Source organism: Pseudomonas sp. LAIL14HWK12:I10, assembly GCF_900184205.1.
Lineage (GTDB): Bacteria > Pseudomonadota > Gammaproteobacteria > Pseudomonadales > Pseudomonadaceae > Aquipseudomonas > Aquipseudomonas kermanshahensis.
In genome coordinates this window covers 31044-57581 of sequence record NZ_FXWU01000014.1, presented here as the reverse complement: position 1 = coordinate 57581, position 26538 = coordinate 31044, and the positions used below count along the sequence as shown (strand labels likewise).

Genomic DNA, 26538 nt, shown 5'->3' with positions numbered 1-26538 from the left:
TGAAAGCAGCATAGATTCACTGAGCTGGCACCGGCCTCTTCGCAGCACAAGGCTGCTCCTACAAATACAAAGGGCGGCGCGTTTACACCAGCGCCTCGCGCACTTTCGGGTCCAACCCCTCCCCCGCATTGGCCTCGCTCCACGCCAGCAACTGCCGGCGCATCGCCGGCGTCCAGAAGCTCTGGATGTGCTGCCTTACCCCTTGCACCGCCAGCTGCCGGTTCGGTTCGCTGTCAAAATAATGGGCAATCTGGTTGGCCATCTTGACCAGGTTGTCACTGCTCATCGGCGCACCTCGGCTTTCTCTTGCTGCTCGGCAGTACGGCGCTCTTTGAGCAGGCGGCGCTGTTCGTCGCTGAAGTCCTGGTAACGCTTCTGCCATTCAGACGGGTGGAACACTTTCACCACCTCCACCGCCGTGACTTTGTATTCAGGGCAGTTGGTGGCCCAGTCGGAGTTGTCGGTGGTAATCACGTTGGCCCCCGACTCAGGGAAGTGGAACGTGGTGTACACCACCCCCGGCGCCACACGCGCACTGACCTTGGCGCGCAGCACCGTCTGCCCAGCGCGGCTGCCGATACCGACCCAATCGCCATCGCGGATGCCACGACTTTCGGCGTCGGTGGGGTGCAGCTCAAGGCGGTCGGCGTCATGCCAGGCGACGTTGCCAGTGCGGCGGGTCTGGGCGCCGACGTTGTACTGGCTGAGGATACGCCCGGTGGTCAGCAACAATGGGTAGCGGCTGTTGACCTTCTCGTCGGTCGGCACGTAGCCGGTGAGCATGAAGCGCCCTTTGCCCCGCACGAACTGGTCGATATGCATGGTCGGCGTGCCATCGGGCGCGGCATCGTTGCACGGCCACTGCAGGCTGCCATGGCGGTCGAGCTCGGCGTAGCTGACGCGGTGGAAGGTCGGTGTCAGGCGCGCGATCTCGTCCATGATCTCGGCCGGGTGGCGGTACTGCATCGGGTAGCCCAAGGCGTTGGCCAGGGCCACGGTCGCTTCCCAGTCAGCTTTGCCGGCCAGGGGTTCCATGACCTTGCGCACCCGCGAGATACGGCGTTCGGCGTTGGTAAAGGTGCCGTCCTTTTCAAGGAACGAACTGCCCGGCAGGAACACGTGGGCGAACTTGGCCGTCTCGTTGAGGAAGATGTCCTGCACCACCACGCATTCCATGGCCAGCAAGGCGGCCGTGACGTGCTGGGTGTTGGGGTCGCTCTGGGCGATGTCCTCACCCTGGCAGTACAGCGCCTTGAAGCTGCCATCCAGGGCCGCCTCGAACATGTTGGGGATGCGCAGGCCTGGGTCTGGCTGCAACGTTACCCCCCAGGCCTGCTCAAACTCGGCACGCACACCTTCGTTGGAAATATGCCGGTAGCCAGGCAGTTCATGCGGGAACGAGCCCATATCGCACGAGCCCTGCACGTTGTTCTGCCCGCGGAGCGGGTTCACCCCTACCCCTTCGCGGCCGATGTTGCCAGTGGCCATGGCCAGGTTGGCAATGCCCATCACGGCGGTGCTGCCCTGGCTGTGCTCGGTGACCCCCAGGCCGTAGTAGATGGCCGCGTTGCCACCGGTGGCGTACAGCCGCGCGGCGGCGCGGATCTGCTCGGCAGGCACGCCACAGACCGGGCCGAGTACTTCTGGCGCGTTCTCTGGCAGGCGGACGAAGTCGCGCCAGCGGGCGAAGTCCTCGGTCTCGCAGCGGGCGTCGATAAAGCGCTGGGCCAGCAAGCCTTCGTTGACGATCACATGGGCCAGGGCGTTGAGCATGGCCACGTTGGTACCCGGGCGCAGTTGCAGGTGCAGCTCGGCGCGGGCGTGGGGCGAGTCGACCAGGTCGATACGCCGTGGGTCGATGACGATCAGCCGCGCGCCCTGGCGCAGGCGGCGTTTGAGCTGCGAGCCGAACACCGGGTGGGCATCGGTGGGGTTGGCGCCGATCACCAGCACCACGTCGGCCTGCATCACCGAATCGAAGCTCTGCGTGCCCGCCGATTCACCGAGGGTCTGCTTGAGGCCATAGCCCGTGGGCGAATGGCACACCCGCGCGCAGGTGTCGACGTTGTTGTTGCCAAACGCCGTGCGCACCAACTTCTGTACCAGGTAGGCTTCTTCGTTGGTGCAGCGGCTGGAGGTGATGCCGCCGATGGAATCACGCCCGTACTTGAGCTGGATCCGGCGGAACTCGCTGGCGGCGTAGGTTACCGCTTCGTCCCAGCTGACTTCTTGCCACGGGTCTTCGAGGCGCTTACGAATCATTGGCGTGGTGATGCGGTCCGGGTGGGTGGCATACCCCCAGGCGAAGCGGCCTTTGACGCAAGCGTGGCCATGGTTGGCGCCGCCGTTTTTGTCCGGGACCATGCGCACCAGCTGGTCGCCCTTCATCTCGGCACGGAACGAACAACCGACACCGCAATAGGCGCAGGTGGTAATCACCGCACGCTCAGGCTGGCCGAGCTGCACCAGGCTTTTTTCGGTCAGGGTCGCGGTCGGGCAGGCCTGTACGCAGGCGCCGCACGACACGCACTCCGAGGCCAGGAAGTTGTCCCCGCCAGCGGCTGCCACCCGCGAGTCGAAGCCGCGGCCAGTGATGGTCAGGGCGAAGGTGCCCTGGATGTCTTCGCAGGCGCGCACGCAGCGGCTGCAGACGATGCACTTGCTCGGCTCATAGTCGAAATACGGGTTGGAAACGTCCTTTTTCTCGGCCAGGTGATTGGCGCCGTCATAGCCGTAGCGGACCTCGCGCAGGCCGACCTGGCCGGCAACGGTCTGCAGTTCGCAGTTGCCGTTGGCCGAGCAGGTCAGGCAGTCGAGCGGGTGATCGGAGATGTACAGCTCCATCACATTGCGCCGCAACCCCGCCAGGCGCGGGGTTTCGGTGCGCACCACCATGCCTTCGCTGACCGGGGTGGTGCACGATGCTGGGTAACCGCGCATGCCTTCGATTTCCACCATGCACATGCGGCACGAGCCGAACGCCTCGAGGCTGTCGGTGGCGCACAGTTTGGGGATGCTGGTGCCAAGCATGGCAGCGGCGCGCATGACCGAAGTCCCGGCAGGCACGCTGATGGCACGGCCATCGATATTCAGGCTGACCTGCACCTGGCTGTCGCGTGCCGGGGTGCCAAGGTCGGTCTCGGGGTCGAAGAAATTGATCACTGCGCGGCCTCCGTGTGGGTCAGCCCGAAATCGGCGGGGAAGTACTTGAGCGCGCTGGCCACCGGGTAAGCGGTCATCCCGCCCATGGCGCACAGCGAGCCGTACTGCATCGTGTCGCACAGGTCGCGCAGCAGCAGGGCCTGGTCGTGGCGTTCGGTGAAATCGGTGGTGGCGATCAGCCGGTCCACCACTTCCATGCCACGGGTCGAGCCGATGCGGCACGGGGTGCACTTGCCGCACGATTCCTCTGCGCAGAACTGCAGGGCGAAGCGGGCCATGCTGGCCATGTTCAGGGTGTCGTCCGCCACCACCACACCGCCGTGGCCGAGCATCGCGCCCATGGCAGCGAAGGCCTCATAGTCCAGCGGCGTGTCGAAGTGGCTGGGCGGCACCCAGGCCCCGAGCGGGCCGCCGACCTGTGCGGCCTTCAATGGCCGGCCGCTGGCGGTACCGCCCCCGTAGCCTTCCACCAGTTCGCGCAGGGTCAGGCCAAACGCGCGCTCCACCAGGCCACCGTGGCGGATGTTGCCCGCCAGCTGGAACGGCATGGTGCCCAACGAACGGCCCATGCCGAAATCGCGGTAAAACGCCGCGCCCTTGGCCAAAATGATTGGCACAGACGCCAGGGTAAGCACGTTGTGCACCAGCGTCGGCAAGCCGAACAGGCCCTGCAGGGCCGGCAGGGGCGGCTTGGCCCGGACGATCCCGCGTTTGCCTTCGAGCGATTCCAGCAACGCGGTTTCTTCGCCGCAGATATAAGCGCCAGCACCGACCCGGACTTCCAGGTCGAAGGCCTGGCCGCTGCCGGCCACGTCATCGCCCAGGTAACCGGCGTCGCGGGCTATGGCAAAGGCCTGGTCGAGCACGCGAATGGCGTCCGGGTATTCCGAGCGCACGTAGATGTAGCCTTTGTCGGCACCCACGGCGAGGCCAGCGATGATCATGCCTTCGATCAGCAGGAACGGGTCGCCTTCCATCAGCATGCGGTCGGCGAAGGTACCGGAGTCGCCTTCGTCGGCGTTGCAAACCACATACTTTTGCCCAGCCCCGGCATCACGCACGGTGCGCCACTTGATACCCGCCGGGAAGGCGGCGCCACCCCGGCCACGCAGGCCAGAATCAAGTACGGCAGCGACCACCTCGGCACCGTCCAAGGCCACGGCGCGCTCCAGCCCGGCAAAACCGCCATGGGCGCGGTAGTCGTCCAGCGACAGCGGCCGGGTCACGCCGGCACGGGCGAACAGCAGGCGTTGCTGGGATTTCAGATAAGCGATGTCTTCAACCAGCCCCAAGGCCAGGCCATGGGCCTGGGGCTGGCCGGCCAAGGCATCGAGTAGCGCCGGCACATCGTCCGCAGTCACCGGGCCGAAACCCTGGCGCCCTTGGGCGCTGTCGCATTCGACCAGCGGCTCCAGCCAATACAGCCCACGCGAACTGGTGCGCTGGATATCGACCGCCAACTGCCGGCGCTCGGCCTCGCGTTGCAGGGCCTCGGCAACCTGGTCGGCACCCACGGCACGGGCCACCGAATCGCAGGGGATGTACACCTTCAGCATGTTTCGCCCTCCAGGCAACCGTTCACCAGGGCACGCAGGCGCTCAGGCGTGAGCCGCGCGTGCAGTTGGCCGTCCAGTTCCAGCGCGGGCGAGCAGGCGCAGGCGCCCAGGCAATACACCGGGCGCAGGCTGATAGCGCCGTCGGCGCTGGTGCCATGGTCGTCCAGTGCCAGTTGGTCGCGCAGTTGCGCGGCCAGGGCCTCGGCGCCACGGCTCTGGCACGACTCGGCCCGGCACAGGCGCAGGGTATGGCGTGCCGGCGCGGTGGTGCGAAAATCGTGGTAGAAGCTGATCACCCCGCGCACTTCGGCCAGGCTGAGGTTCAGGGCATGGGCAATTTCAGGGACGGCCGCATCCGGCACGAAGCCGATGTCTTGCTGAATGGCGTGAAGGATCGGCAACAGGGCGCCGGGTGTGTCCTTTTCACGGGCCAGGATGCTGTGGATCAAAGGCAGGTGGAGCAGTTCATCAGGCATACAGCGGACCTCGGCATCACGGACCCTGCCTGTGTTGTTGTAGGGGCAGGTGTCCGGCGTGTTCTGCTGCGGCGTGCCGGCCACGTCACGGTTGCGGGGTGTCGGCAGCCTCCTTGCCCACGGCCGTGCGTCTGCGCGCACTGGTCCAGGAGCATCCTGCAAGCATGGCACTTGTGGCGCCGGAGGGTTGCATGCGAACGACCAGGCGCATCCTGAAACCGACGTGAGGTTCAGGCTGTTTCGGTTGCCCCGCTTTGCAGTCCGTCAGCCCAGCACCACATGCGGCACAAACCGCGAACTGTCTTTGGTAATCAGCGAATCATCCTCACGAATCCCCATCCCTGCCGCCTTGTCGCCGACCACCCACGAACCGATCAGCGTGTAGCTGTCGCCAAACCTGGGCAGCGGCGCAAACCCTTGCAGGATGTACGGTGCGTCGTCATAAGGGCCGTCCTCGAATACCCGCTGCCCCGCGCCGGTGCGGATATCGACATTGGCCCCTTCCCGCGAGAAATACGGCTTGCGCACCCACCCTCTAGGCACTGGCCGCGAAGGGTTGTCATCGACGAAGGCTGGCAACAGATTGGGGTGCCCTGGGTACCACTCCCACAGCAACGGCAAGATGCCCTTGTTGGAGATCAGCGCCTTCCAGGGCGGCTCGACGAACTGCGTGTCGCACCCCGGGATAGCCCTGCCGAAGTCTTCGTGGAAGATATGCTCCCAGGCATGCAGCTTGAACAGCCGCGGGAGCGGCCGCCCCTCCAGGTCGACGAAACGCCCCTCGCCATTCAGGCCGATGTCCTCCAGGTCGATGTGCCGGGTATGAATACCTGCGTGAACGGCCATCTTGCGCAGAAAATCCGTGGTGCCACGGTCTTCCACCGAGCCGGAGATGGTCGAGAAGTAGAACGTGCCCTGCCCCGGCTGCGCGGCAAACGCCTGCACCAGGTCTTCGGCCAGGGTATTGAACTGGCTGGCCTGCGCGGGCAGAACGCCTCGCTGGATCTGTTCTTCCAGCCAGATCAGCTGAAACGCCGCGGCTTCGTACAACGAAGTCGGCGTGTCGTAGTTGGCCTCGATCAGTTTCGCCGGGCCATGGCCGTCATAGCTGAAATCGAAACGCCCATAGAGGTGCGGCTCCCGCGCCAGCCACGATTGCCGCACCAGGTCGAAGAATGCCGGTGGAATCGCCAGGCGTGCCATCAGCGCCTCGCTGTCGACGATGCGCCCGACAGCCTCCAGGCACATCGCGTGCAGCGCCTCGGTCGGAGCCTGCAGGTCCCGCTCGACCTGGGCCTGGCTGAACTGGTAGTAACCCCGTTCATCCCAGTAACGCTCGCCGTCGAGGGTGTGGAAGGCAAAGCCTTCTTGCTGGGCTGTCTTGCGCCAGCCTGGGCGCTCTGCGAGTTCGACCTTGCGCATGCTCACCCCCCGAAGAAGCTACCGGACTTGCCGCCCCAGCCGCTTCGAGCCGTCGCCTGGCTGCCAAACCCACCCCGCGAGATGGATGCAGACACCGCCGAGCGCGACGCGCTGCGGCCTGAGGCGCCATAGCTACCGCCGCCGCCGGAGCCACCGCCGCTGCTGCTCTGCTCGTCTTTGTTGCTGCGCTGAATGCCCCCGGCCGTACCGTAGCGCTGCCCAAGCAGGCCATTGCGCTGCCCGGCACCCTCACGATACGCATACAGCGGCTGCGCGCGGTAACGGCGGTCGGCGCTGCTGGTCATCTGCCCCAGTAGCATGCCAGCCACTACGGCGGTAGCGACATGGCCATAACCGCCGCCCTGGGCGTGCGCCGCATCGACCTGGGCCTGGGTCACCTCGCCGGTGGTCTCCAACGCGAACCCACTCATGCGCGGCATGTACCGGCCACCGACGCTGATCTGGCAGCCATCAGGGGAAAATTCTGCTTCGCAGGCGGGCTTGGACACATAGGTCGGCGTGGTGCGCCGGTACTCGGCCAGCGCCTGTTTGTAGGCATCGTTGCAGGCCTTCTCCGGCACCTTGTCGCTGACACAGGCTTCGACACTGTCGTAGTTCACCTGCTGGCTGACGGTGTAGATCTCCTCTTGCGGGCTGCACGCGGTCAGGGCCAAGGGCAGCGAGCTGGCCAGCACCAGCTTGACGGAGCTGCGTCTCATTGGGGGTTTCATGGGAGCTCCTTGGGCGTCAGGCCGACGGGGTCATGCAGGCCGAATTGAGGAAGCCGACGCTGATCGCCACGCTGGCAGCGTAGATGGCCGCGGCCAGCTCACCGGCGGCGATACGCCTGGACAGGTCGCGCAGCACCAGGCTGGTAATGCCAAAGGCAATCAATTGAACCACAGCGGCGATCACGACCCAGGCCACGAAGTCCAGGATGCCAACGCTGTAGGCAATGATATTGCTGGCCGGCAGCGAGAAGCCGATCAGCGAGCCGCCCAAGGCAATGGCCGCGGCCGGGTTGTTCTCACGAATGAGCGCGAACTCGCGGTGCGGGGTAAGGCGGGTGTAGATGAACTGGAACAGCCAGAACAGCAACAGTGCCACGCTGATATAGAGGATGAAGCCGGTCACTGCAGAGGCATTGAGCGACAGGCGTAGCGCGTCGAGCATGGTGAGTCCTTGTCAGGTTACGTGAAAGTCCGTGGGGAACAGGGTGATGCCGAGCGAGGTGGTGAGGGTGGCCTTGCCCGCCTCGTCTTCCTCCGCCGACAACAGCAGAAATTCGCGGCGCTCAGGCAGGCCGGTGTCGCGGGCGTAGAGCATTGAGAGGTGCTGGATGCCATAACGGGCGTCGGGGCTGACCACCCGCTCATACAACGGCACCAACCTGGCCTGGCCCGGCTCACGGCCCCACTGGCGGGAATACAGACAGCCGTCGTGTTCGTAGATCGGCAGGCCGACCTTGGACTGGCTACCGACAAGGCGCTGAAGGTGCGCCTCATCGCGGAGGGCTACGGCGCTGTGATAACCGAACAGCACGCTATCGCCCACCTTGTCGCCGTTCATCAGCACTTGCAGCCAGTAGTCTTCGTTGTCCAGGTAATACCGCAGCAGGTGCACCGAATCGCCGAGGTCGACCTCGCCGGTGGCCCAGACCGTTTCCGGGCCGGGAACCTGCAACGCTGAATAACCCTCGAGCAGGGGCTTGAGTGATGCGTCGGGTATGAACCGGCGGCCGTTGAGCAGGCCGAAGGGCGGGTTGGTACTGGGCGAAAGCGGCATCGAACCTTTCCTGAAGCGGGGCAATCCTTGCGAGGGGCGATACCTTAACGGGTTTGGCCGATTGAGCCAATCCAAGCACTGTTTGCATTGATGTCAGGCGCGGCCCTTGTAGGGCCGTGCCTGGCAGGCCTCACGCCACCGCTTTTTCCACCCGGAGCCCGGCCTCCAGCTCGCGCACCAGCGGCAACACATGCTCACCGAAGTACGCCACCTCCTCCTGGAAATGCAGGAACCCTGAAAGGATCAAATCCACCCCCACCGCCTTCAGCGCAACAATGCGCTCGGCAATCTGCAGCGGTGTGCCGATCAGGTTGGTCTTGAACCCATCGTTGTACTGCACCAGGTCCTCGAAGCTGGACGTGGCCCAGTTGCCCTCGCCTTCCGGGCTGGCCGCCCCGGCGTTCTTGACCTCATGCCCGAACGCCTTCACCGCCTCAGGGTTGGCCTTGTCGATGATCTCCTGCAACACCGCCCGCGCCTCTTCCTCGGTGTCGCGGGCAATGATGAAGGCATTCACCCCCACCTTGATCGCATGGCCGTTGGCGGCTGCCTTGGCACGCAGATCGTCGACCTGGGCCTTGATCCCCTCCACGGTATTGCCATTGGTGAAGTACCAGTCCGACACCCGCGCCGCCATGTCCCGCGCTGCTCGCGAGCTGCCACCCTGGAAGATTTCCGGGTGCGGCTGCTGCAGGGGTTTGGGCTTGAGGGTGTAGTCCCGGAAGCGATAGAAATCGCCGTTGAAGGTGAAATTGTCTTGGGTCCAGATGCCCTTCAGCGCACGGATGAACTCCTCTGAACGGCGGTAGCGCTCGTCATGGTCCAGCCACGGTTCACCGATGGCGTGGAACTCGCCCTTGAACCAGCCCGACACCAGGTTGATGGCGATCCGGCCCTGGGTGAACTGGTCGATGGTTGCCAGTTGCTTGGCCGCCAGCGCCGGGTTCCATGGGCCTGGAAGGATAGCCGCGATGACCTTGAGCTTCTCGGTGGCGGCCAGCAGCGCATGGCTGATGGTGACCGACTCGTGCTGGTTGTCAGCGCCGTAACCGGCAGTGAAACGGATTTGCGACAGGGCGTAGTCAAAGCCCGCCTTTTCGGCGATCTGCGCCAGTTTACGGTTGTAGTCGATGTCCCAGCTGGTGCGTTGCTCGATGGTGCTCACCACCAGGCCACCGCTGACGTTGGGGACCCAGTAGGCGAACTTGATTGGGGCTTGGCTCATGGGGAGGCTCCTTGGCTGTCCTCGAAGGGTTGAATGAGACAACGCAGCAACCGTGCCAAACAAAAAATAGCGTTGAGCCTCAATGGGATAGCCAACAGCGCAGACCGGGCGCGGTGCCCTCTGCGCAGCAGATTGTCGAAACACTGTTGCGGGGGCAACACGGCTAGCAGCGACTGGGAGGGTTCTTGCCGCTATCACCTTCGGCAAAGATCTTCATTGTTTACATCCTCACTGTTGAGCGCTGACGCATCAGCGATGCTTGCGCATGCCCATGTGCGCATCGTCCATCAACGCCTTGGCCATTTCGCAAAGAAAGTGCGAGGCCCACACCAACACAGGTTCGTCGTCCATCACGCCGATGAACGAGGCTCGTCTTGAGCAGTCCATCAGCACCGACGCCTGCTCGATGGCATGGTCGCAGCAGTTGCCGGGTTCTACGCGAAACAGGCGCTTGCCCTGTATCACGCCGTCCAGGCACGACGCGGAGCCTATGGTCAAACCCAGCGTGCCGGTGCGTTCTGGTAATACCTTGTCCATTGCATATCCCCCTGCGCTGTCGCGCCGAAAACAAAGTTCGCAAGCGCGTCGACGCCCCCTGTAGGAGCGGGCTTGCCCGCGAAGGGCTGCAAAGCAGCCCCGGCATCGGTGAATGTCAATGCAGCGTCTGCATGTGCGGCCTGGCCGTGAGTTGCACCTGCGCAACCGCCGATTCCAGCAATGTGCGCACCGCTTCCATTTCGTGCATGACGGCCAGGGTCATGATGGAGGCAGGCGACTTGGGAAGCGTGGAGACGGCGTGGTGGGCGACGGCCAAGGCGCAGAGTACGTACTCCGAGGCCTGGATCAGGGTGTCTTCGAGGTGATGAGGTGTATCGGGGGAGCACGGTGGGTCGGGGACGATCTTGAGCATGGCGAGTCTCTCTAGTTGCACTATTCAGATCGCCACCTGCTCACTTGCAGATGATTGGGTGGCGGCTACATACAGGCCTGCAAGGCCGGGGGCAACTAGAGAGAATGCCCGGCTGGTCCGAGGACCACCCGTACGTAGCCACCATAAAGCGCAGCCGGATGCAGAGCATCTGTGGCTGATGGTGGACTCTTCCTAGTTGACCCTACAGGCTTGCAGACCTGGTCGTTGATTTCTCACCGACGCGGCCAGACTAGAAGGCTCTCCCCCTCACTTCAATGACGCAATGGCCTGCAAAGAGTTATTCAGAAACGCCCTACAAAGAAGAGCCAAAATCTGATCATTTCCGGTAGCTCTGTATCAATTTCGTGCCGCATTTTCCCGCTTGCTCTAAACATATGGAAATCCGTATATTCGATTATCCATATGTAAAGAGCACCTCCATGATCACCCCACCCGAGGTCTTCAAGAACCTGGCCGACGAGACCCGCGCTCGCGCCACCCTGCTCATCGCCAGCCTGGGCGAGCTCTGCGTTTGCGAGCTGATGTGCGCCCTCGACGACAGCCAGCCGAAAATCAGCCGCCATCTCGCCCAACTGCGAAGCAGCGGCCTGCTGCTGGATCGCCGCCAAGGCCAATGGGTGTATTACCGCCTCAACCCGAACCTGCCCACGTGGGTGCACGACATGCTGCAGGTGACGTTGCAGGCCAATGCCACCTGGCTGCAGGCGAACACAGCCCGCCTGCAGCACATGGCCGACCGCCCCGTCCGCGCAGCCGCCTGCTGCTGAAGCCGCCACCCCGCGAGAGAGCCTTCCAATGCAAGTCCTGTTCATGTGCACCGCCAACAGCTGCCGCAGCATCCTCAGCGAAGCGCTGTTCAATCACCTGGCACCGCCAGGCTTCGCAGCCGTCAGTGCCGGCAGTTTTCCCAAAGGCCAGGTGCTGCCGCGCAGCCTCACCACCCTGCAGCAGGCCGGCATTTCCACAGAAGGCCTGCGCAGCAAAGGTAACGATGCCTTCGCCGCCAACCCGCCGGACATCGTCATCACCGTCTGCGACAAAGCTGCCGGTGAACCCTGCCCCGTGTACTTCGGCCCGGCCCTAAAAGCCCACTGGGGCCTGGAAGACCCTTCCGAGGTCGAGGGTGACGAGGCTGCGATTGACGCCGCGTTCAACGCCACGCTGGCCATCATCGAGCGACGCTGCAACGCCCTCTTCGCCCTCCCCTTCAATACCCTCGGCCACGACGAGCTCCAGCGCGAGCTGGACCGCATCGGCACGCTTTAAGGAGGCCCCATGTCCGAGCAACTGCCCAACCTCGACCTGTCCCTGTTCGACGCAGCCCCAGCCGCGCCCCGTGCCAGCGAGCACAAACCGCGCATCCTGCTGTTGTACGGGTCGACCCGCGAACGCTCCTTCAGCCGCTTGCTGACCGAAGAGGCCGCCCGCCTTCTGCAGCATTTCGGTGCCGAGACGCGCATCTTCGATCCCTCCGGCCTGCCGTTGCCTGATGACGTGCCGGTAGAGCACCCCAAAGTGCAAGAACTGCGTGATTTGGTGCTGTGGTCCGAAGGCCAGGTCTGGTGCTCGCCCGAACGCCACGGCGCCCTGTCGGCCGTGTTCAAGGCGCAGATCGACTGGGTCCCCCTGGCCCTCGGCGCCGTACGCCCCACCCAAGGCAAGACCCTGGCCGTAATGCAAGTGTGCGGGGGTTCGCAGTCGTTCAACGTGGTTAACCAACTGCGCGTACTGGGCCGCTGGATGCGCATGTTCACCATCCCCAACCAGTCCTCGGTGCCCAAGGCGTACCTGGAATTCGACGATGCCGGCCGCATGAAGCCATCGCCCTACTACGACCGGGTGGTCGACGTGATGGAAGAGCTGGTGAAGTTCACCCTGTTGCTGCGCGACCGCACCGAGTTTTTGGTGGACCGCTATTCCGAGCGCAAAGAAAGCGCCGAGCAGCTTACGGCGCGGGTTAACCAGCGCTCGATCTGAGTGATTACCGGGGACGGCGCGGCTTTGAAGCCGTCCCCGGCCCTTGACGCAACCTGCGGGTATCAGTACGTTTTCAGCCCCTTCCTTTTCGGCCCCCTCTGCAGTGCACCGCCCAGGCGTTAGTTCGCGAAGCGGGCATTCAAGATGCCGACACTTATACGGTCGCCCGATGGCGTGCCGCTACTCCGTTATCAAGTGAACAAGGTTGATTACATGATCATTCGTCAGGCCAACGCCGCAGACCATCCACTGCTGCTCGACATCTGGCTGCGCGCCGTTCGCGCCACTCACCATTTTTTGCAGGCATCCGACATAGACGCGCTGCTGCCGCAGTTGCGCGATGTTTACCTTCCCGCTGTCGAGTTGTGGGTCGCGGTCGATGCTGAAGATTGCCCGTTAGGCTTCATGGGGCTGAATCAGGAGCATGTGGAAATGCTCTTCATCGACCCCGACCTGCGTGGGCGTGGGATTGGGCGTGCGCTGCTGGATTACGCACGCGGTTCGCGGCACACGCTGAGTGTGGATGTGAACGAGCAGAACCCTGAGGCTGTGGGGTTTTATCTGCATTATGGGTTTGTGCAGACGGGGCGCTCTGAGGTGGATGGTGAGGGGCGGCCGTTTCCGTTGTTGCATATGAGTTTGCCGAGTTAAACGGTCGAGCTTGATGGGCAGTTGGGCTCGCGGAGCTAAGGCATCCGCCCCATGCCGTTTACTGGGCATCCCTAGCGCTCCAAACGTATGATAGCCGTACTCCTTGACAGGCCTTCACTGTATGGCTAGGCCTTTATGAGTAGGGCTATCATGCGTACTGCACAACATGACGGCCAGCCGAATCTACCTACTGACAAACACTTGAATTACCCTGCTGCAAATGTACATAGGCAACACCTATGAGAAACAGCATCATGCCTACAACCACTGAGACTTTATACGTTGCAAAACTGCAAAACCTGATCGTAAAACAACCAAGTCTGCAAAAGAACTCATTCGCAAGACACCAACCATTTCCGACCTTGATATGATCTCTTTCATTCTCGCCTCCACGTTCGCAAAAGTTGAAGTGAAGATGAATACTTACGATTGATCTTTCCGAGACAGCCTTTGCGAGGGTTCACGCGCTGAGCGAGGAAAGCGAAGCATCTCCTACGACCCATGAAATCTAGACAAACTATTCAGAAGTAGAAATGACAATCCAAAACTCATCTACGCGCGAATGAACCTGAATGAAGCTTTGGAGGAGGTAAAGCTACATGCCACGGGCATTTTCGACGATACTGAAAATCTGGCTGCATTCATGACCATAGACTTTGCATCACTGAACAATGCGTGCCTGCAGTACTTATCGAAGAAGAACCAGCCCCCACATCTTGCGGGTGCCCAGGTGATCATGACCGCGGTGGGTGAGGCAAATCCAGGGACAGGGTTGGGCACTGACATTATGCTCTAATTGTTTGAAAAGGCTGTGACTGTGCCCGCATACACTCGGGTTAACCACGCTTGATGATGCGGGTGCAGATGGTTGCAAATCGATGTATATTTAGTTCATGGGCGTGATTGCTGCAAGTTTCAGTGACTGCTAACCCCGATTGAACGAAATTAGGCTAAGCTGAGCGATCTCCCAAAGGCTGGTAGCTGGTTGCTCAAACCCTACATAGTCGAACACAGCAACCCGCCAGAGCAGGTCCTTAAAAATGGTTAATTCGGTACAACTCGAGCTCATAGACGCGATAAATACTGCACGATCACCAATTGGAGCATTCATGCTTGGAATAGCAGGATATGCAGACCCTAACTCTCAACTAGCCAAACGAGCACACAACATAGTCATCCCTACTAAAGCCAGCCCATCACTACACACTGACAGCATCGGAAGAATCAATAGCCCCCTGGCTTATCATCTACCGCTAAAACCATCTATGGAGCACATAAAGAAAAACCCTAACAAAAATATTGAATTCTTGACCCTACCTATTAAGGCTGCAATCCTTCATGTAGGTGACGCCTTTTCTCGCTTTGGATATTTAAATAAAGCGCCTGAGCTTGAGTTCCTTAGGCACATTAGGAACGCCATCGCCCACGGGAACCGCTTCAATATAAAAACAGAACTAAAAAAAGCAGCTCAGTTCGACTCATATACGATTACTAAGTCCCTGAACGGCACAAAACTTTTGGCCGACGGAACTGAAGATGGTTTTTTGTACGCAGGGGATGCGTTAGCGCTCTTTGACTATCTGGAAGCTCGCCTTTCGGAAAATTACTATTTACTTCCAGACTAAAAACCGGAAATGAAATCAAGTAGATATGGTGTATTGGGGGCTCTACAGCCCATCGCAGGCATCAGCTACTAAGGGTCAGCGCAGGCCTTGAGATTTAAGTAGATCATCTGTTTGAGCAGATCCGAGGCATTACGTGAGGAGCCGTCAGATAACCGAAGCTTGCTGCATGGCTCGCGGCTGTCACATGACGTGATTTGAATGAGCGCTTATCGCTATATTCGACCAACGCCATCAGATCTATCAGAGCAAGATTGCTGCGATATGCGCGCCCAGGGTTGAGAGGAGTGTTGCCTGTATTGGGGCTGCTTCACAGCCCGTCGCAGGCAAGCCAGCTCCTACAGGTGCGGCGTAGGCTTTGAGATTTACGTTGCCGACGCTGGTGCTGGGTGCCAGCGATGGTCCTTAACGTCGAGAGGAATAGGGGCTTCGATGGCCGAACCTGGCTGGGAGGTAGCGCGATATCGAGTATCGCTATGATGCAGTGTGATCACGTCGGGCCAGTCTCGGTGAGGCGGTCTAAATGAGTGCCCATGGCTCACAGAGGTTGAGGTATGGAGGCCTCATGTCGCGCCAATAGCATCCGAAGAACCTGTTTCCGGACGAACCGCGATTTCTCTTGGTAAACTAGCTACCTTCCCTCCTCAAGCGAACATGGCCTGTGTAACAGGCTTAACAATCCGCCAGTGTGTGCACTGCTCGTTGCCACGGGAATTTGCTACACGTCGCCGCCCGGTTGCTAAATCGCAGCCACCGCTTGCTGAAATCGCCCTGAAAACCCCGAATCCGGTACGAAACACGTTGAACGAAATGACTGCAAAATCAGGCACTAACCCAGTTGCGACAAGGCCTGAGCCGTCGCGCCGGTTCTCCGTTGCACCGATGATGGATTGGGCATACTTTTTCTAGGACCCTTTATTTACGCAGGCCTTAGCGCTACAAAAGTTGTCCCGTACCAATTTTGTACCAACCACTCCTCAACAGCGCTAAGAGAAGCCCAGCTCGCGGCTGGGCTTCTAAAGGTCAGGCTAAAAAGCTTTAATGCTCATTGTCACATTCCCGCGAGAAAGCGTCTGAATAGCTCTCCGTACTGGGCGGTAGGAATTTCTGCAAGTTTATTTCCGTGACGAATATAAAACTGCCCACCGTAATTGGATGGCTCGTTTTGAGCGCAAGCCTCAAACACGAAGATAGTCTTATCATAATAGCGTACTGACTTTATATTCCGAGCCACGTAGTCCCGCAGTGGCTCAGACAATGCAGAATGCTTAATCTTTGTGGTCAACTCCATGAACAACTCATCCAGAGTTTTCCCCAAGGCTGCAGCCTCATGCTCCACCCCCGTAATGAAGAAGCGATCAAACGGCGTTGGCTTCACACCATATAAAGCATTGACTCGCTGGGCATCTGCGTCGGTATCTGCCACTCCAACTAATACATAGCCGTGAACGCCCTTCCGCAGGTTAGATATACCAACAAGCGTTTTCAAGATTTTCTCAAAACTATCTTCATCGAACGTGTGTTTACCATCCAAACGCAAAAAACCCTGTTTGAAGTCATAGCACGCTTGCTCAGTGTATGACTGTGTCAGAATATTCTCCATCTGGGTGATCCATCGGACTTTCCCAGGATCATATCCTTGAGACGGACCAAATGCAGCACCATAAATACCTGCGACCGCATTGACAGAATTCAAGCGATCCTCGGCTCCCCATCGCCCGCCTTCGGGGACATTGATCTGTTTACCACTACCCTCCATCAATTTAATAAGTTGATCTTGATCTACCACCTCTTGCCCTTGGACTACAATCAATTTATGCAATGCGAGGAACACCACTTGAAAGTAACGCGGAGCGCGGGGTGGCTGCGCTCCGAAAAGCAACTGCCCAAGCGATTTCCCGCTCCTACCCAGAGTAAGCTTCAGCTGATCTAGTACGCGCTGAAAGTCAAGAGTAACTATTTCTATGGTGTTTTTCTGTACTGCAAGCTCTACTTGGTCATAGCGTGCTTGGGAGTTCTCACCCTCACTGTATCCAAAGAAATCATCTAAAACTTCGCTCCGAGATGGTGGCTTAACGTCCAACAGCATGAAGGCTAATACATCGGCCACAATCTCTTCATCACGGGATTCACGAACCTGCTCTTTTGTCAGCACTCCTTGTTTGATCCAGAACATCTCATCGACATCGATGCCGTAATCCAACTCCTTATTCGTAATCGAGATTTTTTTCATCTCATTAAGAGGAAGCTCATCGGACGAAGAAACGTCTCCACGGACCTTGGACGCGACATAGCGGACAGCTTGCGCAAAGTGCCCTGTACTACCAGCGATTCGCAACTCTTGACGGGACAGTTTCCGACCGCCGGAATTAATTCGACGGAAAACCTCGTCGACCTCGCCATCACCCGAAAACTCATAAATTGAAAGGGGAATGGTATAGGAAGCAATAGCAACACAAGCATCGCGCGGCAGAACAGGTTCCCGCTGCCCTACGGTGCCCGCATCCAGCAACGCCTTCGTCTCTGCCATGGTATTTAAATCGAAATACATACCATCAACTGAATACTCATTTTCGATATAACCGAAAATTGCATTGAGTCGTTGCATCCCATCGATAATTTCAAATTGGCCGAAACCCGAAGCACCTTGACGCTCGGCTAGGAGGACGATAGGGACAGGATAGCCTGAGCGTAGCGAGTCAATAAAACGACGCTTTTCTTCGAGCGTCCAAACCAGCTTACGCTGGTACCGACGGTTGACCATGTACTGGCGGGCCTGATAATTACCAAACACCCTCTCCACAGACTCACCTTTCACCGTGAGATCCTGCCTCTTTGACTCGTCCACTCGGCCTCTCCTAGGCTTGTTCGTCATACCTCCAGTCTAAGGGTTGCCTCGTCACCCGACCATACCCGACCTATTTGAAACTTGAAATCTACCGATGCACACCCCGATTGTGCTGCAGTAGGAACAGGAAAAGGCGCCCAAGCCCCACAGTATGAGGGCTTGGGCGCCTTTTTTCGTCTTGGCATACACAAGCGCATTGGCATAGATTGGCATTGAATGGCGCACAGTTTGCCCCATTTTTGCCCCAAGGATAGACCCGAGTTCGCCCACGGAGGCCGAGCCGCGCCGAGCACTGATCCTGGCTAAACAAGGGATAGGGATTTGAACCCGCCCGATGGTCTCAATAGGCCTCCGGAGACCAGCATAAATGGCTATTCTGACTTTAGCGGATGGCCTGCATAGGCCTAACACGCCCTAGGATTTGCCCTAAAGTTGCCCTAAAAATTCTCGTACCTGGAGCATGCACATGGATGACCAAGCCTCGACCACAGCTGACACCCTTGAGCTGTTGCATCTGAACCAGGTCGCCATCAGAGCAGCTCTGGAGGAGCTTTCGCTATGGGTGAGCCATCGCGGCTCAGTCCACATACATGAAAACGTCATGGCCGTGTTAGCGACCCTCGATACCCATGCCGACGCAATTTTATCTGGGGTAGAACGCCTGCGGGCATGAGCGATCCCAGAGGCAGTGGCGGCCTTAACACATGAGCTCACGTTACGGGATCTTTTACGGTCAGCGACCAAGCGTTATCAAGTCTATTCTCAGATCTATCCAACTAGATCCATCATCCGAAATCTAATCAAAAGTCAGCGATAGGTTAGTAATCAATGCCAGCCCTCTGGAGCACAAAGAGCAAAAACTTTAAGCCCGAAATAATCATCGAGCAGATACTAAAATCAGCCACACTCACTAAAGATGGGCGCGCTAGTTACGGCGCCGAATATTTTGAGTATAAATCCGCACTCAAAAGCATGCTCGAATTTTCAAGATGTGAATCCCTATCACCCGATACGCTAGACTCACTTATTGACTCCGCACTTGACACATATACGAAAGAGGCATTGACCACCAAACAAAAAAACAAAGAAAAGCTATTGAAATTCTTAAACTCAAATATAGTAAGCCACTTCAAAAAGCCCACCAAAAATTTTCACATAGCGACATCCATTTCAATATCGGGCCACCCTCCTATCAAGAGAATTAAAATCCACGACGCGGAAATAAGCTTCTATCCCTCAGGGCTACCAAAAAAATACAGCACACGACAGCAGCTTGATGAAACTTGGACTAAACCACACTCCCATACACCAGAGAATTTCTCGGGCGTAATCATCAGCTTAGAGGCACGATCACTTGCGGATGCATTTTATTCTTCAATGGAACACCTAGACTTCCTAAGAGGCGTTCTGTCCTTCTACGCCAATCCAGGGATGAGCTTTTCGTTGTGGGGACGGCGGAAAGGAGCAATCAACAAAATACGACTTGGAGGCATGCATACAGGTCATAATACTGATGGATCGTTAGCATCCGAGGATTATTGGTATGAACATACTGAAATCTCTGAGAAAACCTTTGTCTTCAAACAGGATAACTTGAAAAAAACAGCCGCCGCAATTCGAAAAATCTTACGCCGGATAGATTCCATCACGGGCGGAGAGAGAATACGAGATGGTATAATCCGTTACACCAGAGCGCTCGACGAAGCTGATAGCGACTATTCGATAATTAAACTCTGGGGCGCATTGGAGTCCACTGTTAACGAGAGCGACAACAGCGACATCATCATACGTCGCTGCTCATACCTATACAAAGATCATGAGCTTATCAGGCAAATACTGGAGATCTCTAAAGTCTACAGAAACCGTAACGTTCATGCTGGCATCAGCTCAGCTGCTGCAGATCAAATCGCTTACCAAATACATCGAATATTCCGAGCGCTCATCTTTTTCTATGTTGGCAATAAAGATTTTAGGAGCCTTAAAGAAGCCAACACATTCCTAGACTCACCCATTCTTGATGGAGATATAAACAGAAAGATCTATTTGTTAAAAAAAGCTGTTCGCTTTAGAAATGGGGACTAATTCTGGAGTGGCGTTGCTGTGCCTACTCACCCTTCACCTCTCCGTAGCTGACGACCACATCGGCCGAGCCACGGTAGAGTAGGACGGTACTTATATCGTCAACTCCCGGACGAAGGATAACAGTGCATCGGTCTCAGCCTCGCTCAGTTCGTTACGCTGCAGGGCGGCGAAGATATGACCATGAACCAGACCGAGGTCATATGAGAGCTCGCCGGCCGGGCTTCGGGCCACGCTGGCCAGCAGCCCGACCAGGCTGTAACGCGGACCATCGGCCAGCCGCTCAAGCGCTGGCAGCAGCGCGGTGGGCAGAGTCGCCAGATCGGCACGGTAGTTGGCTTCAACGCGGGCGCGTAGGTCATGGTCAGTGTGATCCGTCATCTCTGAAAAGCTCCTTAACTACGGAATGTTGGGGAACGTCGAAATCACTTTAGACATTCTCGGTCCCCATTTCTGCGGTTTTCAGCGATACAAGCACAAGAAAGACCTCTGGTCCTTGAGGGAATGAGGCCTTTACTGAAGGTAAGTCACCTTGTGGGCAGTCGCCACCTTCGCATGTTGGTGCCTGACAGCAAGAGGCAACCTTGCTTTCATCACCAAGCAAATTGGCCATAAAGATTTCACCATGCTGGTGGAAGTTTATGCAAAATGGATGGATGGTGAGTCGATCAAAGAACTGGAAAGAATATGGAGCGGAATCAGAATGAGGGGATTGGAGGGATAGAAAAGAAACCCCCGCCGGCGAACCGGCGGGTTGGGCTGCTACCGCAAGGACAGCATCAGGGTGAGCGGCGAGAGCTCAGGACAGCGTACGAAACCTGCCTTCTTCTCATAGAAGTTTGCAAGTGACTCATTCAACGGGTGGACCAAAAGAGCTGCAGTCCCGACCTCTTCAGCAGACACGAGCACACGACGGATGGCATCTTGGAGAAGGCCTTCGGCGAATCCGAACCCCTGGGCAGTCATTGTGACCCCCATACGACCAAGAATGGTCGCTGGATGAACGTCTGGCGTGTTGCGTTGAAGCTTCTTAGGCATCACGAAGTCACGTGCGATCGAACCGCTGGACAGCGTGTAGAACCCAGCGACCTGGTTCGTACCTTTGAAACATACAACATAGACCACCGCTTGCTTGTTTTTCTGCCCTTTCCTTGCGTACTTGTGGAGGTACTCGTTGATCGAGGTTTCCCCACAGTCGAAATTACTGAAATCGTGAAACGTGTTCAGTTTTTCGGGCTTGCTCAGCTCCAGGGGGCGGGCTTGGACATCAATTTCTGTAGACACTTATTATCCCTCAATGGATTATCTTCAAGTGCCTTCTCAAAGCGGTCAAATGCTTCTTCACTCAGGAGAAATAACTGACGATCCATGATCACCTCTTCAGCCCGCTTACAGGCAGCATCCAGGATGAAGCTAGTTCTGTCGGTCCCAAGCAGTTCCACTGCCGCATCGATCAGGCTTCGTTTTTTTGTGTCGACCCGCATGTTGATTGGAACGGGCCTATCTCGCTCTATGATTTGAGCTGACATCATTAGTACCTCTAAAAGATTTGAGTAATTTTGCTCCTCACCCCCTTATGGTCCGATGTCACGTGACATTCTTCGAACACGATGGAAATTCAACTTCTTGGCGATTGCGGACATTAACGACTCCTCAAGTAGTTCCGATCCCCAGACATTGGGGGCCGGTTTGACGCGGTTACCTAGCGATTCCTCTAGGTGATGTGGAAATCCCTTCCACGCCACCAATATACCACTCTGTGTAGCAATCGTCTACACCGTGTATGAGTTTGACTTACAAAAACACCACTCTTCCTCGCTGCTCACGACGATGGACTGCACTTGGCCGGCCAGCACCTTCGGGTAGCACCAGGGAGGCCCGGGTGACGCCCGGCGCCAGGAAAGCAACGCCGTGCCAAACTGGCGGCCGACCAGCATCGATACCGGAGCGCCGGCACTCGGCCGGCTCACCACCACATCGACGCCCTGGCACTCGGCGCTGCAGCCGAGTCAGGCCGCCGCGTCGTAGATCAGGGTCAGGTCTGCTCGGCCCCGGTAGGACATTGGGCCAGCTGTCATTTTTGGTCGCCCATTTCGGCTTTTTTGGGTGACGCGGGCAAAAAAAGGCCCCCGTACCGTTCGGTATGAGGGCCTCTATTGAACGGAAAATCCGTTATGGACATTGCCCGGGCAGCGCCACTCTCTTCAGCGGCGCGGGGTGGACAGGCCCAAAGGGCCCCGTTCCTTGATCGCTTTCGCCGCACCTTGCACCGCCTCGGTGTTCAGCGGCTGGGATTCTTCAGACCTGCCCAATACATAGGCCACATAAGCCTTACCGCTGGCGTTTTCATTAGGCACGACAGCCAACAACTTCCAGCCCTCGGCCAGCTTTTCATTGGCCTGGGTCGCTCCAGCCACTTGCACCACTTCTACCGCGTCACTCAGTTGCATTGGTCTTGCTCCTTGCATGGGTGGATGATGGCCCAGTGCAATCACTTCCTGAGATGAGTCGAGTCGCCCTCGATGAGAGCGTGAATCGGCTAAGGACTGAACTGTTCATCTAGAACAAACCGCCAAGCGAGGAAGGCTGCCAGTTCATGATCACCAACTCGCCGGTCACCTCAGCTTTACCCTGACGCTGGTTGGTGTTGCTGTAGCGAATGTCCAGGTACTCGAAATGGAATCCGTCGAAGGCGCGTCGGATGTCCGGGTGGTCGTTGATGCTGACCATTACCTTGCTCTTGCAGCGGCGCATGAAGTCCGCCATGCGTTCGTACTCGTGGAAAGGGAAATCCACGCCGTAGCCAGCGGTCTGCCAGTAGGGCGGATCCATGTAGAGAAACGTGTGCGCTCGATCGTAACGTTCGGCGCAAGCGAGCCAGGATAAGTTCTCGACGTAGGTGCCGGCGAGGCGCTGCCAGGCAGCGGACAGGTTCTCTTCGATCCTCAGTAGGTTGATGGCCGGCCCAGTGGTAGCGGTACCGAACGTCTGCCCGGTGACTTTGCCGCCGAAAGCGTGCTGCTGCAGATAGAAGAACCGGGCAGCGCGCTGGATGTCAGTCAAGGTTTCCGGGCGCGTCATCTTCTGCCACTCGAAGATCTGGCGGGAGCTGAGCGCCCATTTGAACTGGCGCACGAATTCCTCCAAGTGGTTCTGCACAACGCGGTAGAGGGTGACCAGGTCACCGTTGAGATCGTTCAGCACCTCCACTGGAGCGGGCTGGGGACGCATGAAGAACAAGGCGGCACCGCCGGCGAAGACTTCAACGTAGCACTCATGAGGGGGAAAGAGGGGGATCAAGCGGTCGGCCAGGCGGCGTTTGCCACCCATCCAGGGGATAATTGGAGAGGTCATAGGTATGCAAGTCTTTACTGTATGGATAAACAGGTGTTAGGCTCGCCGCGCTTTGTGCACAAGGCAGAGGCTACGGCTGGACTTGCAGGAAGGGTCTGCGGGTTCGGCGGGCCGGGCTAGATGTTGACGCATCTACCCGGCTCGCCTCTTTTCATTTGGTCACTTCACGGACGTAGGCCTGGCAGGCCTGCAGTGCGATCAGTCCTCGATCACCGGTGTCAGTGATGCCGATAATTCGTTGAGCATGCGCTGGGTCAAGTCGGGCGCGTAAGGCGCCATGAACCACGCCTCCGGTGCCGGCGGCTTCTCGCATCCCACTGTCACCACCCGGGGTGGCAAAGGCTCCGGCGTCGACAAGGACTGACAGCCGCAAGTCAGCAGTAGCCAGCCTGTCACGCAGGCGATCTTGAGTCTGTTGTGCATCGCTCATTTCCTTCCAATGTGTTTTCCCCTGCTCCTGCAGGCGATCTTCCAGGGCTTGTCGCTGACTTTTCTGCTCCGCCAGCTGCTGGAGGGCCGTAGCTGCAGCCTCCTCACGTTCTCGACCGTGAGCCCGATCACTGTCCGCCAGTTGCTGGACATAACCTGACGCCTGTTCAGCCAGCTGCTTTCCGTACTCGCTGGCCTGCCACACCCAGGCCCCTCGCCCGCCGACATAGAGCCCGACCGCAACAGCCAGAAGCGCGATACGCCAATTCATAGGCATTACTGCAGCACCTCAAGCGCACGCTTGTAGAGTGCCTGGCGATCCTTCAACCCATTCAGGCCGCCATTGATACGCCGAGTGATCAGCTCGAACACCGAGTCATCGGCCTGCAGCACCTTGTCAGCCAGGGTGTTAAGCCCCGCTCGCTGCCAGTACCAGCCGGCCGACAGTGAGGCGTAGACGGGCTGCTCGAGCAGGTCGGGGGTATTGAGCAAGCGGCTGTCACCGAACAGCGCTTCGCTGCAGGCCTCGTAGTTGTCGCGGCCGGTGATCTGGATAAGTCCACGGCCACGGTACCTCTGGCCATCGCCATCAGCCGCCGGGGTGTTGCCGAGGCGCTCCGCCAACCGTCCGGTGTCGTACTTGGCGAGGTAGGCATCGTTACCGAGCTCTCGCACATACAGCAGTTGGCCCGACTCATGGCCGACTTGCGCAAGGAACGCAGCCATACGCCGAGCGGTGATGATCGAGTACTTGCCCATTGTTGCGTTGAGGCCGGAAACAAAAACGCCGGCTTTTCGGCCGGCGTTGGGGAGGATCTGTTGCAACTGATGTACAGCGATAGCCATTTAAGTCTCCAGTGATGGTCTGTTTGTCTGTGCGGTTAAAGCTGCACGACTTCGAGCGGTGTTGAGGTTTTCTTGTTCTTACCAGCAGCCTTGGCCTTGCCTTTCTTACCGCCATTGCATTCAAAGGTGGTCGACCACCCCGCCTGGGTGAATACCTGCTCCACGGAATCCACCAGATACTCGCCGTCAAAGCCGTCTTTGAAGTCCAGGGCGTTGATCTGGCGCTCTGCGAATAGGTCGACACGGCCCGGCATTTCCAATCGCACCCCAGCGGTCGAGCGGTTGAACGCCGCCAGGCGCGCCTTGGCGGCTTGCTCAGCAGCGTTCTTATTCGGGTGTATATGCCGGTCGGTATGCACAGGCGGCAGGCCGTCCGGGGCGTCGTCGTTTTTCAGTTCGATAACGTCGAGGGTGCCGGTCTTGGCGTTATGGTGGGTGGTCTTGACGCTCTTATGGGTCGAACGGTCCCCGAGGCGGAATGAGTAGCGGCCAACGTCCGAGCGCCGAATGGTGACCGCCGGCAGCGTTTTGCCACTGGCCGTGACGCCAGCCTGCCGCTTGAGGACTATCAGCTTGCCGCTGGCCACCTTGGCGGTACAGTCATACAGGCGGGCAATGCGGGTAATAAAGTTGTAGTCAGACTCCCCGAGCTGGTCCGCCCGGTCCACGACGGTCTGCACATCACAGGCCGGTATCCAGCCATTACGACGGGCCACCGTGGCGACAATCTCGGCCAACGTCTTGCCCTCGAAACTGCCGTTACGGGTGGTCTTGCCACTGCCGCGCATGTCGCTGGCCTTGCCTCGGATGACCAGCGTATCCGGCGGCCCGGTTAGCTCAACCTCATCGACCGTATAGCTGTTGATGCGGGTCAGTTGCGTGCCGTCATAGCCTAAAAAAACCTCGATCTTGGCACCGCGCGACGGCAGCGAAACGGCCTGGTCGCGGTCGTCAATACGCAGTTCGAACTCGTCCGACTCCATGCCGGGCTTGTCGAGCGTGCGCAGCATCAGCAGGCGGTCATTTATCAGGCGCGTGATATCGGTACCGTCAGCGACGATACGAAATTGCGGTTTCATGGAAAGCTCCGGTAAGGCGGGGTACTAGTCCCACAGCTGGACGGTCAGCTGGTCGGTTCTAGCCAGTTCGGGAAGGGTAATCAGCACCCCGGAACGGTAGGGCTGCGGCTCGACGGCAAGGCCCGGATTGGCACCCAGCACCGCCTCCACCGTGCCGCTCAGGTGCCCGTAATAGTGGAAACAGATTGCGTCGAGCACATCGCCGTCAGACGTTCGACAGATCATCGCCATAGCGCGTGAACTCCAAGGTGAATGCTTGCTTGCGCGGAATTCCGCCCTGCAGCAGCGTGGGTTGTTCTTCCTCGATATCAGTCAGGCACCAATTGCCCAGCACCTGGCCGTAGCCAGTGGTCAGCCCCAGCGGCTGCAGCTGGCCGCCGATGCTGCGCAAGGTGTCGAGCTGGCCGAGGCCACCCCGGAACGAGGGGAAAATTGCGCCCTTGAGCGTCAGGCGCTCATCGCCAATGCCCACCGCTTGCTGCGCAGAGCGCCGGGTAAGGCGCTCCTGAGCCGCCCAGCGAAACGAGGTCTTGCGCCGTAGTTCGTCAAAGGCCGCCGTGTCCAGGTTGAAATAGAACGGCTCCGCCTTGACGCTCTGAGGCTGCAGAATCAGCAGATGAGGGAACGCCTTGATGGCCTCTTTGGGCGGGTCTTCCTTGGGGCGGATCGAGGCGCTGGAGAACATTTCCGACAGCGAGAAATTGGACACCATGCCGCTGATACCGCCGGCCTGGTTGTACTTATCCGCAATGTTAGAAATGGCCTTCTTTGCCCGGTCTGCTTGCTCGCCAAACTCGGCCACCCGCTCCTGCACTTGCGTGACCGCGTTGCTGGCCTGGTTGTAGACGGCCAGCACCTTGCCGACCTTGGCCTGGGCTTGGGCGATACCGCCCATGACCCGGTTCAGCTTGCCTCCGATCAGCTCCCCCACCACCGGCAGGGTTTCCAGCTCGGAAACAGCCCCTTTCATTTGCGTAACGGCCCCATTCATAGGGCCCAGCATGCCGTCCACCGTGCGGCGGCCAGCCTCTCCTGCAGCGGCAAGCGACTTTAGGCTGCCCTGCAGCTTCTCCATGTACGCCATTGGTTATCCTCC

At 58.7% G+C, this 26538-nt stretch carries 29 protein-coding genes; 7 read left to right on the top strand and 22 right to left on the bottom strand.

Annotated elements, in window-relative coordinates:
- Nucleotides 1-82 precede the first annotated feature (82 nt).
- The 11 genes from QOS90_RS24265 to QOS90_RS24215 all read right to left on the bottom strand — a co-directional run bounded on the left by QOS90_RS24265 (nucleotide 83) and on the right by QOS90_RS24215 (nucleotide 10536).
- The gene (locus QOS90_RS24265) at nucleotides 83-286 is read right to left on the bottom strand and encodes a formate dehydrogenase subunit delta (RefSeq protein ID WP_085274167.1); all 204 of its coding nucleotides are present in this window, start codon (nucleotides 284-286) and stop codon (nucleotides 83-85) included.
- On the bottom strand, nucleotides 283-3162 hold the full coding sequence (fdhF, locus tag QOS90_RS24260; protein ID WP_085274166.1) for a formate dehydrogenase subunit alpha: 2880 nt from the start codon (nucleotides 3160-3162) through the stop codon (nucleotides 283-285). The genes QOS90_RS24265 and fdhF overlap by 4 nt, the downstream gene beginning before the upstream one ends.
- Entirely contained in the window at nucleotides 3159-4718 is a 1560-nt protein-coding gene (locus QOS90_RS24255; RefSeq protein WP_085274165.1) for a formate dehydrogenase beta subunit, read from the bottom strand. Before QOS90_RS24255 ends, fdhF begins: the two co-directional genes overlap by 4 nt.
- On the bottom strand, nucleotides 4712-5194 hold the full coding sequence (locus tag QOS90_RS24250; RefSeq protein WP_027596585.1) for a formate dehydrogenase subunit gamma: 483 nt from the start codon (nucleotides 5192-5194) through the stop codon (nucleotides 4712-4714). The genes QOS90_RS24255 and QOS90_RS24250 overlap by 7 nt, the downstream gene beginning before the upstream one ends.
- A 264-nt stretch (nucleotides 5195-5458) precedes the next feature.
- Nucleotides 5459-6616: a glutathionylspermidine synthase family protein gene (locus QOS90_RS24245; protein ID WP_085274164.1), complete on the bottom strand. Its 1158-nt coding sequence runs from the start codon at nucleotides 6614-6616 to the stop codon at nucleotides 5459-5461.
- A gap of 2 nt (nucleotides 6617-6618) precedes the next feature.
- Nucleotides 6619-7347, bottom strand: coding sequence for a DUF1190 domain-containing protein (locus QOS90_RS24240; RefSeq protein WP_050580804.1), 729 nt, complete (start codon nucleotides 7345-7347; stop codon nucleotides 6619-6621).
- Between the two features lie 16 nt (nucleotides 7348-7363).
- Entirely contained in the window at nucleotides 7364-7789 is a 426-nt protein-coding gene (locus tag QOS90_RS24235; RefSeq protein ID WP_027596588.1) for a DUF350 domain-containing protein, read from the bottom strand.
- A 12-nt stretch (nucleotides 7790-7801) separates the two neighbouring features.
- Entirely contained in the window at nucleotides 7802-8401 is a 600-nt protein-coding gene (locus QOS90_RS24230; protein ID WP_085274163.1) for a DUF2491 family protein, read from the bottom strand.
- A 130-nt stretch (nucleotides 8402-8531) separates the two neighbouring features.
- Complete coding sequence (gene sfnG / locus QOS90_RS24225; protein ID WP_085274162.1) at nucleotides 8532-9626, bottom strand: dimethylsulfone monooxygenase SfnG; 1095 nt, start codon at nucleotides 9624-9626, stop codon at nucleotides 8532-8534.
- Between the two features lie 249 nt (nucleotides 9627-9875).
- Nucleotides 9876-10163 (bottom strand): DUF3077 domain-containing protein, encoded by a 288-nt coding sequence (locus QOS90_RS24220; protein ID WP_027596591.1) that lies wholly within the window; start codon nucleotides 10161-10163, stop codon nucleotides 9876-9878.
- 115 nt (nucleotides 10164-10278) lie between these two features.
- Nucleotides 10279-10536 carry a hypothetical protein gene (locus tag QOS90_RS24215; protein ID WP_085274161.1) on the bottom strand — a complete coding sequence of 86 codons (258 nt, stop codon included), beginning with the start codon at nucleotides 10534-10536 and terminating at the stop codon, nucleotides 10279-10281.
- Between the two features lie 440 nt (nucleotides 10537-10976).
- On the opposite strand from QOS90_RS24215, the gene QOS90_RS24210 reads away from it, so the two are divergent.
- The 5 genes from QOS90_RS24210 (at nucleotide 10977) to QOS90_RS24190 (ending at nucleotide 14810) form a co-directional block, all read left to right on the top strand.
- Nucleotides 10977-11324, top strand: a complete 348-nt coding sequence (locus QOS90_RS24210) for a metalloregulator ArsR/SmtB family transcription factor (protein ID WP_027596593.1) — start codon at nucleotides 10977-10979, stop codon at nucleotides 11322-11324.
- 28 nt (nucleotides 11325-11352) lie between these two features.
- Complete coding sequence (locus QOS90_RS24205) at nucleotides 11353-11823, top strand: arsenate reductase ArsC (protein ID WP_027596594.1); 471 nt, start codon at nucleotides 11353-11355, stop codon at nucleotides 11821-11823.
- 9 nt (nucleotides 11824-11832) lie between these two features.
- Nucleotides 11833-12534, top strand: a complete 702-nt coding sequence (arsH, locus tag QOS90_RS24200) for an arsenical resistance protein ArsH (protein WP_027596595.1) — start codon at nucleotides 11833-11835, stop codon at nucleotides 12532-12534.
- Between the two features lie 213 nt (nucleotides 12535-12747).
- Entirely contained in the window at nucleotides 12748-13185 is a 438-nt protein-coding gene (locus tag QOS90_RS24195) for an acetyltransferase (RefSeq protein ID WP_085274160.1), read from the top strand.
- A gap of 1109 nt (nucleotides 13186-14294) precedes the next feature.
- A complete protein-coding gene (locus QOS90_RS24190; protein WP_143491104.1) occupies nucleotides 14295-14810 on the top strand; it encodes a hypothetical protein in 516 nt (171 codons plus the stop codon).
- Between the two features lie 1048 nt (nucleotides 14811-15858).
- On the opposite strand, the gene QOS90_RS24185 is transcribed toward QOS90_RS24190, so the two are convergent.
- Complete coding sequence (locus tag QOS90_RS24185) at nucleotides 15859-17655, bottom strand: DUF262 domain-containing protein (protein WP_218190608.1); 1797 nt, start codon at nucleotides 17653-17655, stop codon at nucleotides 15859-15861.
- Between the two features lie 466 nt (nucleotides 17656-18121).
- Here QOS90_RS24185 and QOS90_RS24180 point away from each other — a divergent pair, with 466 nt between their 5' ends.
- Complete coding sequence (locus QOS90_RS24180; RefSeq protein WP_085274158.1) at nucleotides 18122-18328, top strand: hypothetical protein; 207 nt, start codon at nucleotides 18122-18124, stop codon at nucleotides 18326-18328.
- A 155-nt stretch (nucleotides 18329-18483) separates the two neighbouring features.
- Nucleotides 18484-19737 (top strand): hypothetical protein, encoded by a 1254-nt coding sequence (locus QOS90_RS24175; RefSeq protein ID WP_143491103.1) that lies wholly within the window; start codon nucleotides 18484-18486, stop codon nucleotides 19735-19737.
- Between the two features lie 90 nt (nucleotides 19738-19827).
- Here the strand turns inward: QOS90_RS24175 and QOS90_RS24170 are convergent, their stop codons facing one another.
- The 10 genes from QOS90_RS24170 to QOS90_RS24125 all read right to left on the bottom strand — a co-directional run bounded on the left by QOS90_RS24170 (nucleotide 19828) and on the right by QOS90_RS24125 (nucleotide 26526).
- Nucleotides 19828-20115 (bottom strand): hypothetical protein, encoded by a 288-nt coding sequence (locus QOS90_RS24170; protein WP_085274156.1) that lies wholly within the window; start codon nucleotides 20113-20115, stop codon nucleotides 19828-19830.
- Between the two features lie 381 nt (nucleotides 20116-20496).
- On the bottom strand, nucleotides 20497-21018 hold the full coding sequence (locus tag QOS90_RS24165) for an N-acetyltransferase (protein WP_256577531.1): 522 nt from the start codon (nucleotides 21016-21018) through the stop codon (nucleotides 20497-20499).
- Nucleotides 20976-21263, bottom strand: coding sequence for a type II toxin-antitoxin system TacA family antitoxin (locus QOS90_RS24160; RefSeq protein ID WP_085274191.1), 288 nt, complete (start codon nucleotides 21261-21263; stop codon nucleotides 20976-20978). The genes QOS90_RS24165 and QOS90_RS24160 overlap by 43 nt, the downstream gene beginning before the upstream one ends.
- Nucleotides 21264-21938: 675 nt before the next feature.
- On the bottom strand, nucleotides 21939-22184 hold the full coding sequence (locus QOS90_RS24155) for a hypothetical protein (protein ID WP_085274155.1): 246 nt from the start codon (nucleotides 22182-22184) through the stop codon (nucleotides 21939-21941).
- A 109-nt stretch (nucleotides 22185-22293) separates the two neighbouring features.
- The gene (locus tag QOS90_RS24150; RefSeq protein WP_085274154.1) at nucleotides 22294-23088 is read right to left on the bottom strand and encodes a DNA adenine methylase; all 795 of its coding nucleotides are present in this window, start codon (nucleotides 23086-23088) and stop codon (nucleotides 22294-22296) included.
- Nucleotides 23089-23239: 151 nt separating this feature from the next.
- Nucleotides 23240-23794, bottom strand: coding sequence for a lysis system spanin subunit (locus tag QOS90_RS24145; RefSeq protein ID WP_085274153.1), 555 nt, complete (start codon nucleotides 23792-23794; stop codon nucleotides 23240-23242).
- Complete coding sequence (locus tag QOS90_RS24140; RefSeq protein WP_085274152.1) at nucleotides 23794-24363, bottom strand: glycoside hydrolase family 19 protein; 570 nt, start codon at nucleotides 24361-24363, stop codon at nucleotides 23794-23796. Before QOS90_RS24140 ends, QOS90_RS24145 begins: the two co-directional genes overlap by 1 nt.
- A 35-nt stretch (nucleotides 24364-24398) precedes the next feature.
- Nucleotides 24399-25442 (bottom strand): phage late control D family protein, encoded by a 1044-nt coding sequence (locus QOS90_RS24135; RefSeq protein WP_085274151.1) that lies wholly within the window; start codon nucleotides 25440-25442, stop codon nucleotides 24399-24401.
- Nucleotides 25443-25466: 24 nt separating this feature from the next.
- On the bottom strand, nucleotides 25467-25673 hold the full coding sequence (locus tag QOS90_RS24130) for a tail protein X (protein ID WP_085274150.1): 207 nt from the start codon (nucleotides 25671-25673) through the stop codon (nucleotides 25467-25469).
- Entirely contained in the window at nucleotides 25648-26526 is an 879-nt protein-coding gene (locus tag QOS90_RS24125; RefSeq protein ID WP_085274149.1) for a phage tail protein, read from the bottom strand. Before QOS90_RS24125 ends, QOS90_RS24130 begins: the two co-directional genes overlap by 26 nt.
- Between the last annotated feature and the right edge of the window lie 12 nt (nucleotides 26527-26538).

Coding starts and splice junctions, on each gene's coding strand:
- QOS90_RS24265 (WP_085274167.1), bottom strand. CDS start 286: ATGAGCAGTGACAACCTGGTCAAGATGGCCAACCAGATTGCCCATTAT.
- QOS90_RS24255 (WP_085274165.1), bottom strand. CDS start 4,718: ATGCTGAAGGTGTACATCCCCTGCGATTCGGTGGCCCGTGCCGTGGGT.
- QOS90_RS24250 (WP_027596585.1), bottom strand. CDS start 5,194: ATGCCTGATGAACTGCTCCACCTGCCTTTGATCCACAGCATCCTGGCC.
- QOS90_RS24245 (WP_085274164.1), bottom strand. CDS start 6,616: ATGCGCAAGGTCGAACTCGCAGAGCGCCCAGGCTGGCGCAAGACAGCC.
- QOS90_RS24240 (WP_050580804.1), bottom strand. CDS start 7,347: ATGAAACCCCCAATGAGACGCAGCTCCGTCAAGCTGGTGCTGGCCAGC.
- QOS90_RS24235 (WP_027596588.1), bottom strand. CDS start 7,789: ATGCTCGACGCGCTACGCCTGTCGCTCAATGCCTCTGCAGTGACCGGC.
- QOS90_RS24230 (WP_085274163.1), bottom strand. CDS start 8,401: ATGCCGCTTTCGCCCAGTACCAACCCGCCCTTCGGCCTGCTCAACGGC.
- sfnG (WP_085274162.1), bottom strand. CDS start 9,626: ATGAGCCAAGCCCCAATCAAGTTCGCCTACTGGGTCCCCAACGTCAGC.
- QOS90_RS24220 (WP_027596591.1), bottom strand. CDS start 10,163: ATGGACAAGGTATTACCAGAACGCACCGGCACGCTGGGTTTGACCATA.
- QOS90_RS24215 (WP_085274161.1), bottom strand. CDS start 10,536: ATGCTCAAGATCGTCCCCGACCCACCGTGCTCCCCCGATACACCTCAT.
- QOS90_RS24210 (WP_027596593.1), top strand. CDS start 10,977: ATGATCACCCCACCCGAGGTCTTCAAGAACCTGGCCGACGAGACCCGC.
- QOS90_RS24205 (WP_027596594.1), top strand. CDS start 11,353: ATGCAAGTCCTGTTCATGTGCACCGCCAACAGCTGCCGCAGCATCCTC.
- arsH (WP_027596595.1), top strand. CDS start 11,833: ATGTCCGAGCAACTGCCCAACCTCGACCTGTCCCTGTTCGACGCAGCC.
- QOS90_RS24195 (WP_085274160.1), top strand. CDS start 12,748: ATGATCATTCGTCAGGCCAACGCCGCAGACCATCCACTGCTGCTCGAC.
- QOS90_RS24190 (WP_143491104.1), top strand. CDS start 14,295: ATGCTTGGAATAGCAGGATATGCAGACCCTAACTCTCAACTAGCCAAA.
- QOS90_RS24180 (WP_085274158.1), top strand. CDS start 18,122: ATGGATGACCAAGCCTCGACCACAGCTGACACCCTTGAGCTGTTGCAT.
- QOS90_RS24175 (WP_143491103.1), top strand. CDS start 18,484: ATGCCAGCCCTCTGGAGCACAAAGAGCAAAAACTTTAAGCCCGAAATA.
- QOS90_RS24170 (WP_085274156.1), bottom strand. CDS start 20,115: ATGACGGATCACACTGACCATGACCTACGCGCCCGCGTTGAAGCCAAC.
- QOS90_RS24160 (WP_085274191.1), bottom strand. CDS start 21,263: ATGTCAGCTCAAATCATAGAGCGAGATAGGCCCGTTCCAATCAACATG.
- QOS90_RS24155 (WP_085274155.1), bottom strand. CDS start 22,184: ATGCAACTGAGTGACGCGGTAGAAGTGGTGCAAGTGGCTGGAGCGACC.
- QOS90_RS24150 (WP_085274154.1), bottom strand. CDS start 23,088: ATGACCTCTCCAATTATCCCCTGGATGGGTGGCAAACGCCGCCTGGCC.
- QOS90_RS24145 (WP_085274153.1), bottom strand. CDS start 23,794: ATGCCTATGAATTGGCGTATCGCGCTTCTGGCTGTTGCGGTCGGGCTC.
- QOS90_RS24140 (WP_085274152.1), bottom strand. CDS start 24,363: ATGGCTATCGCTGTACATCAGTTGCAACAGATCCTCCCCAACGCCGGC.
- QOS90_RS24135 (WP_085274151.1), bottom strand. CDS start 25,442: ATGAAACCGCAATTTCGTATCGTCGCTGACGGTACCGATATCACGCGC.
- QOS90_RS24130 (WP_085274150.1), bottom strand. CDS start 25,673: ATGGCGATGATCTGTCGAACGTCTGACGGCGATGTGCTCGACGCAATC.
- QOS90_RS24125 (WP_085274149.1), bottom strand. CDS start 26,526: ATGGCGTACATGGAGAAGCTGCAGGGCAGCCTAAAGTCGCTTGCCGCT.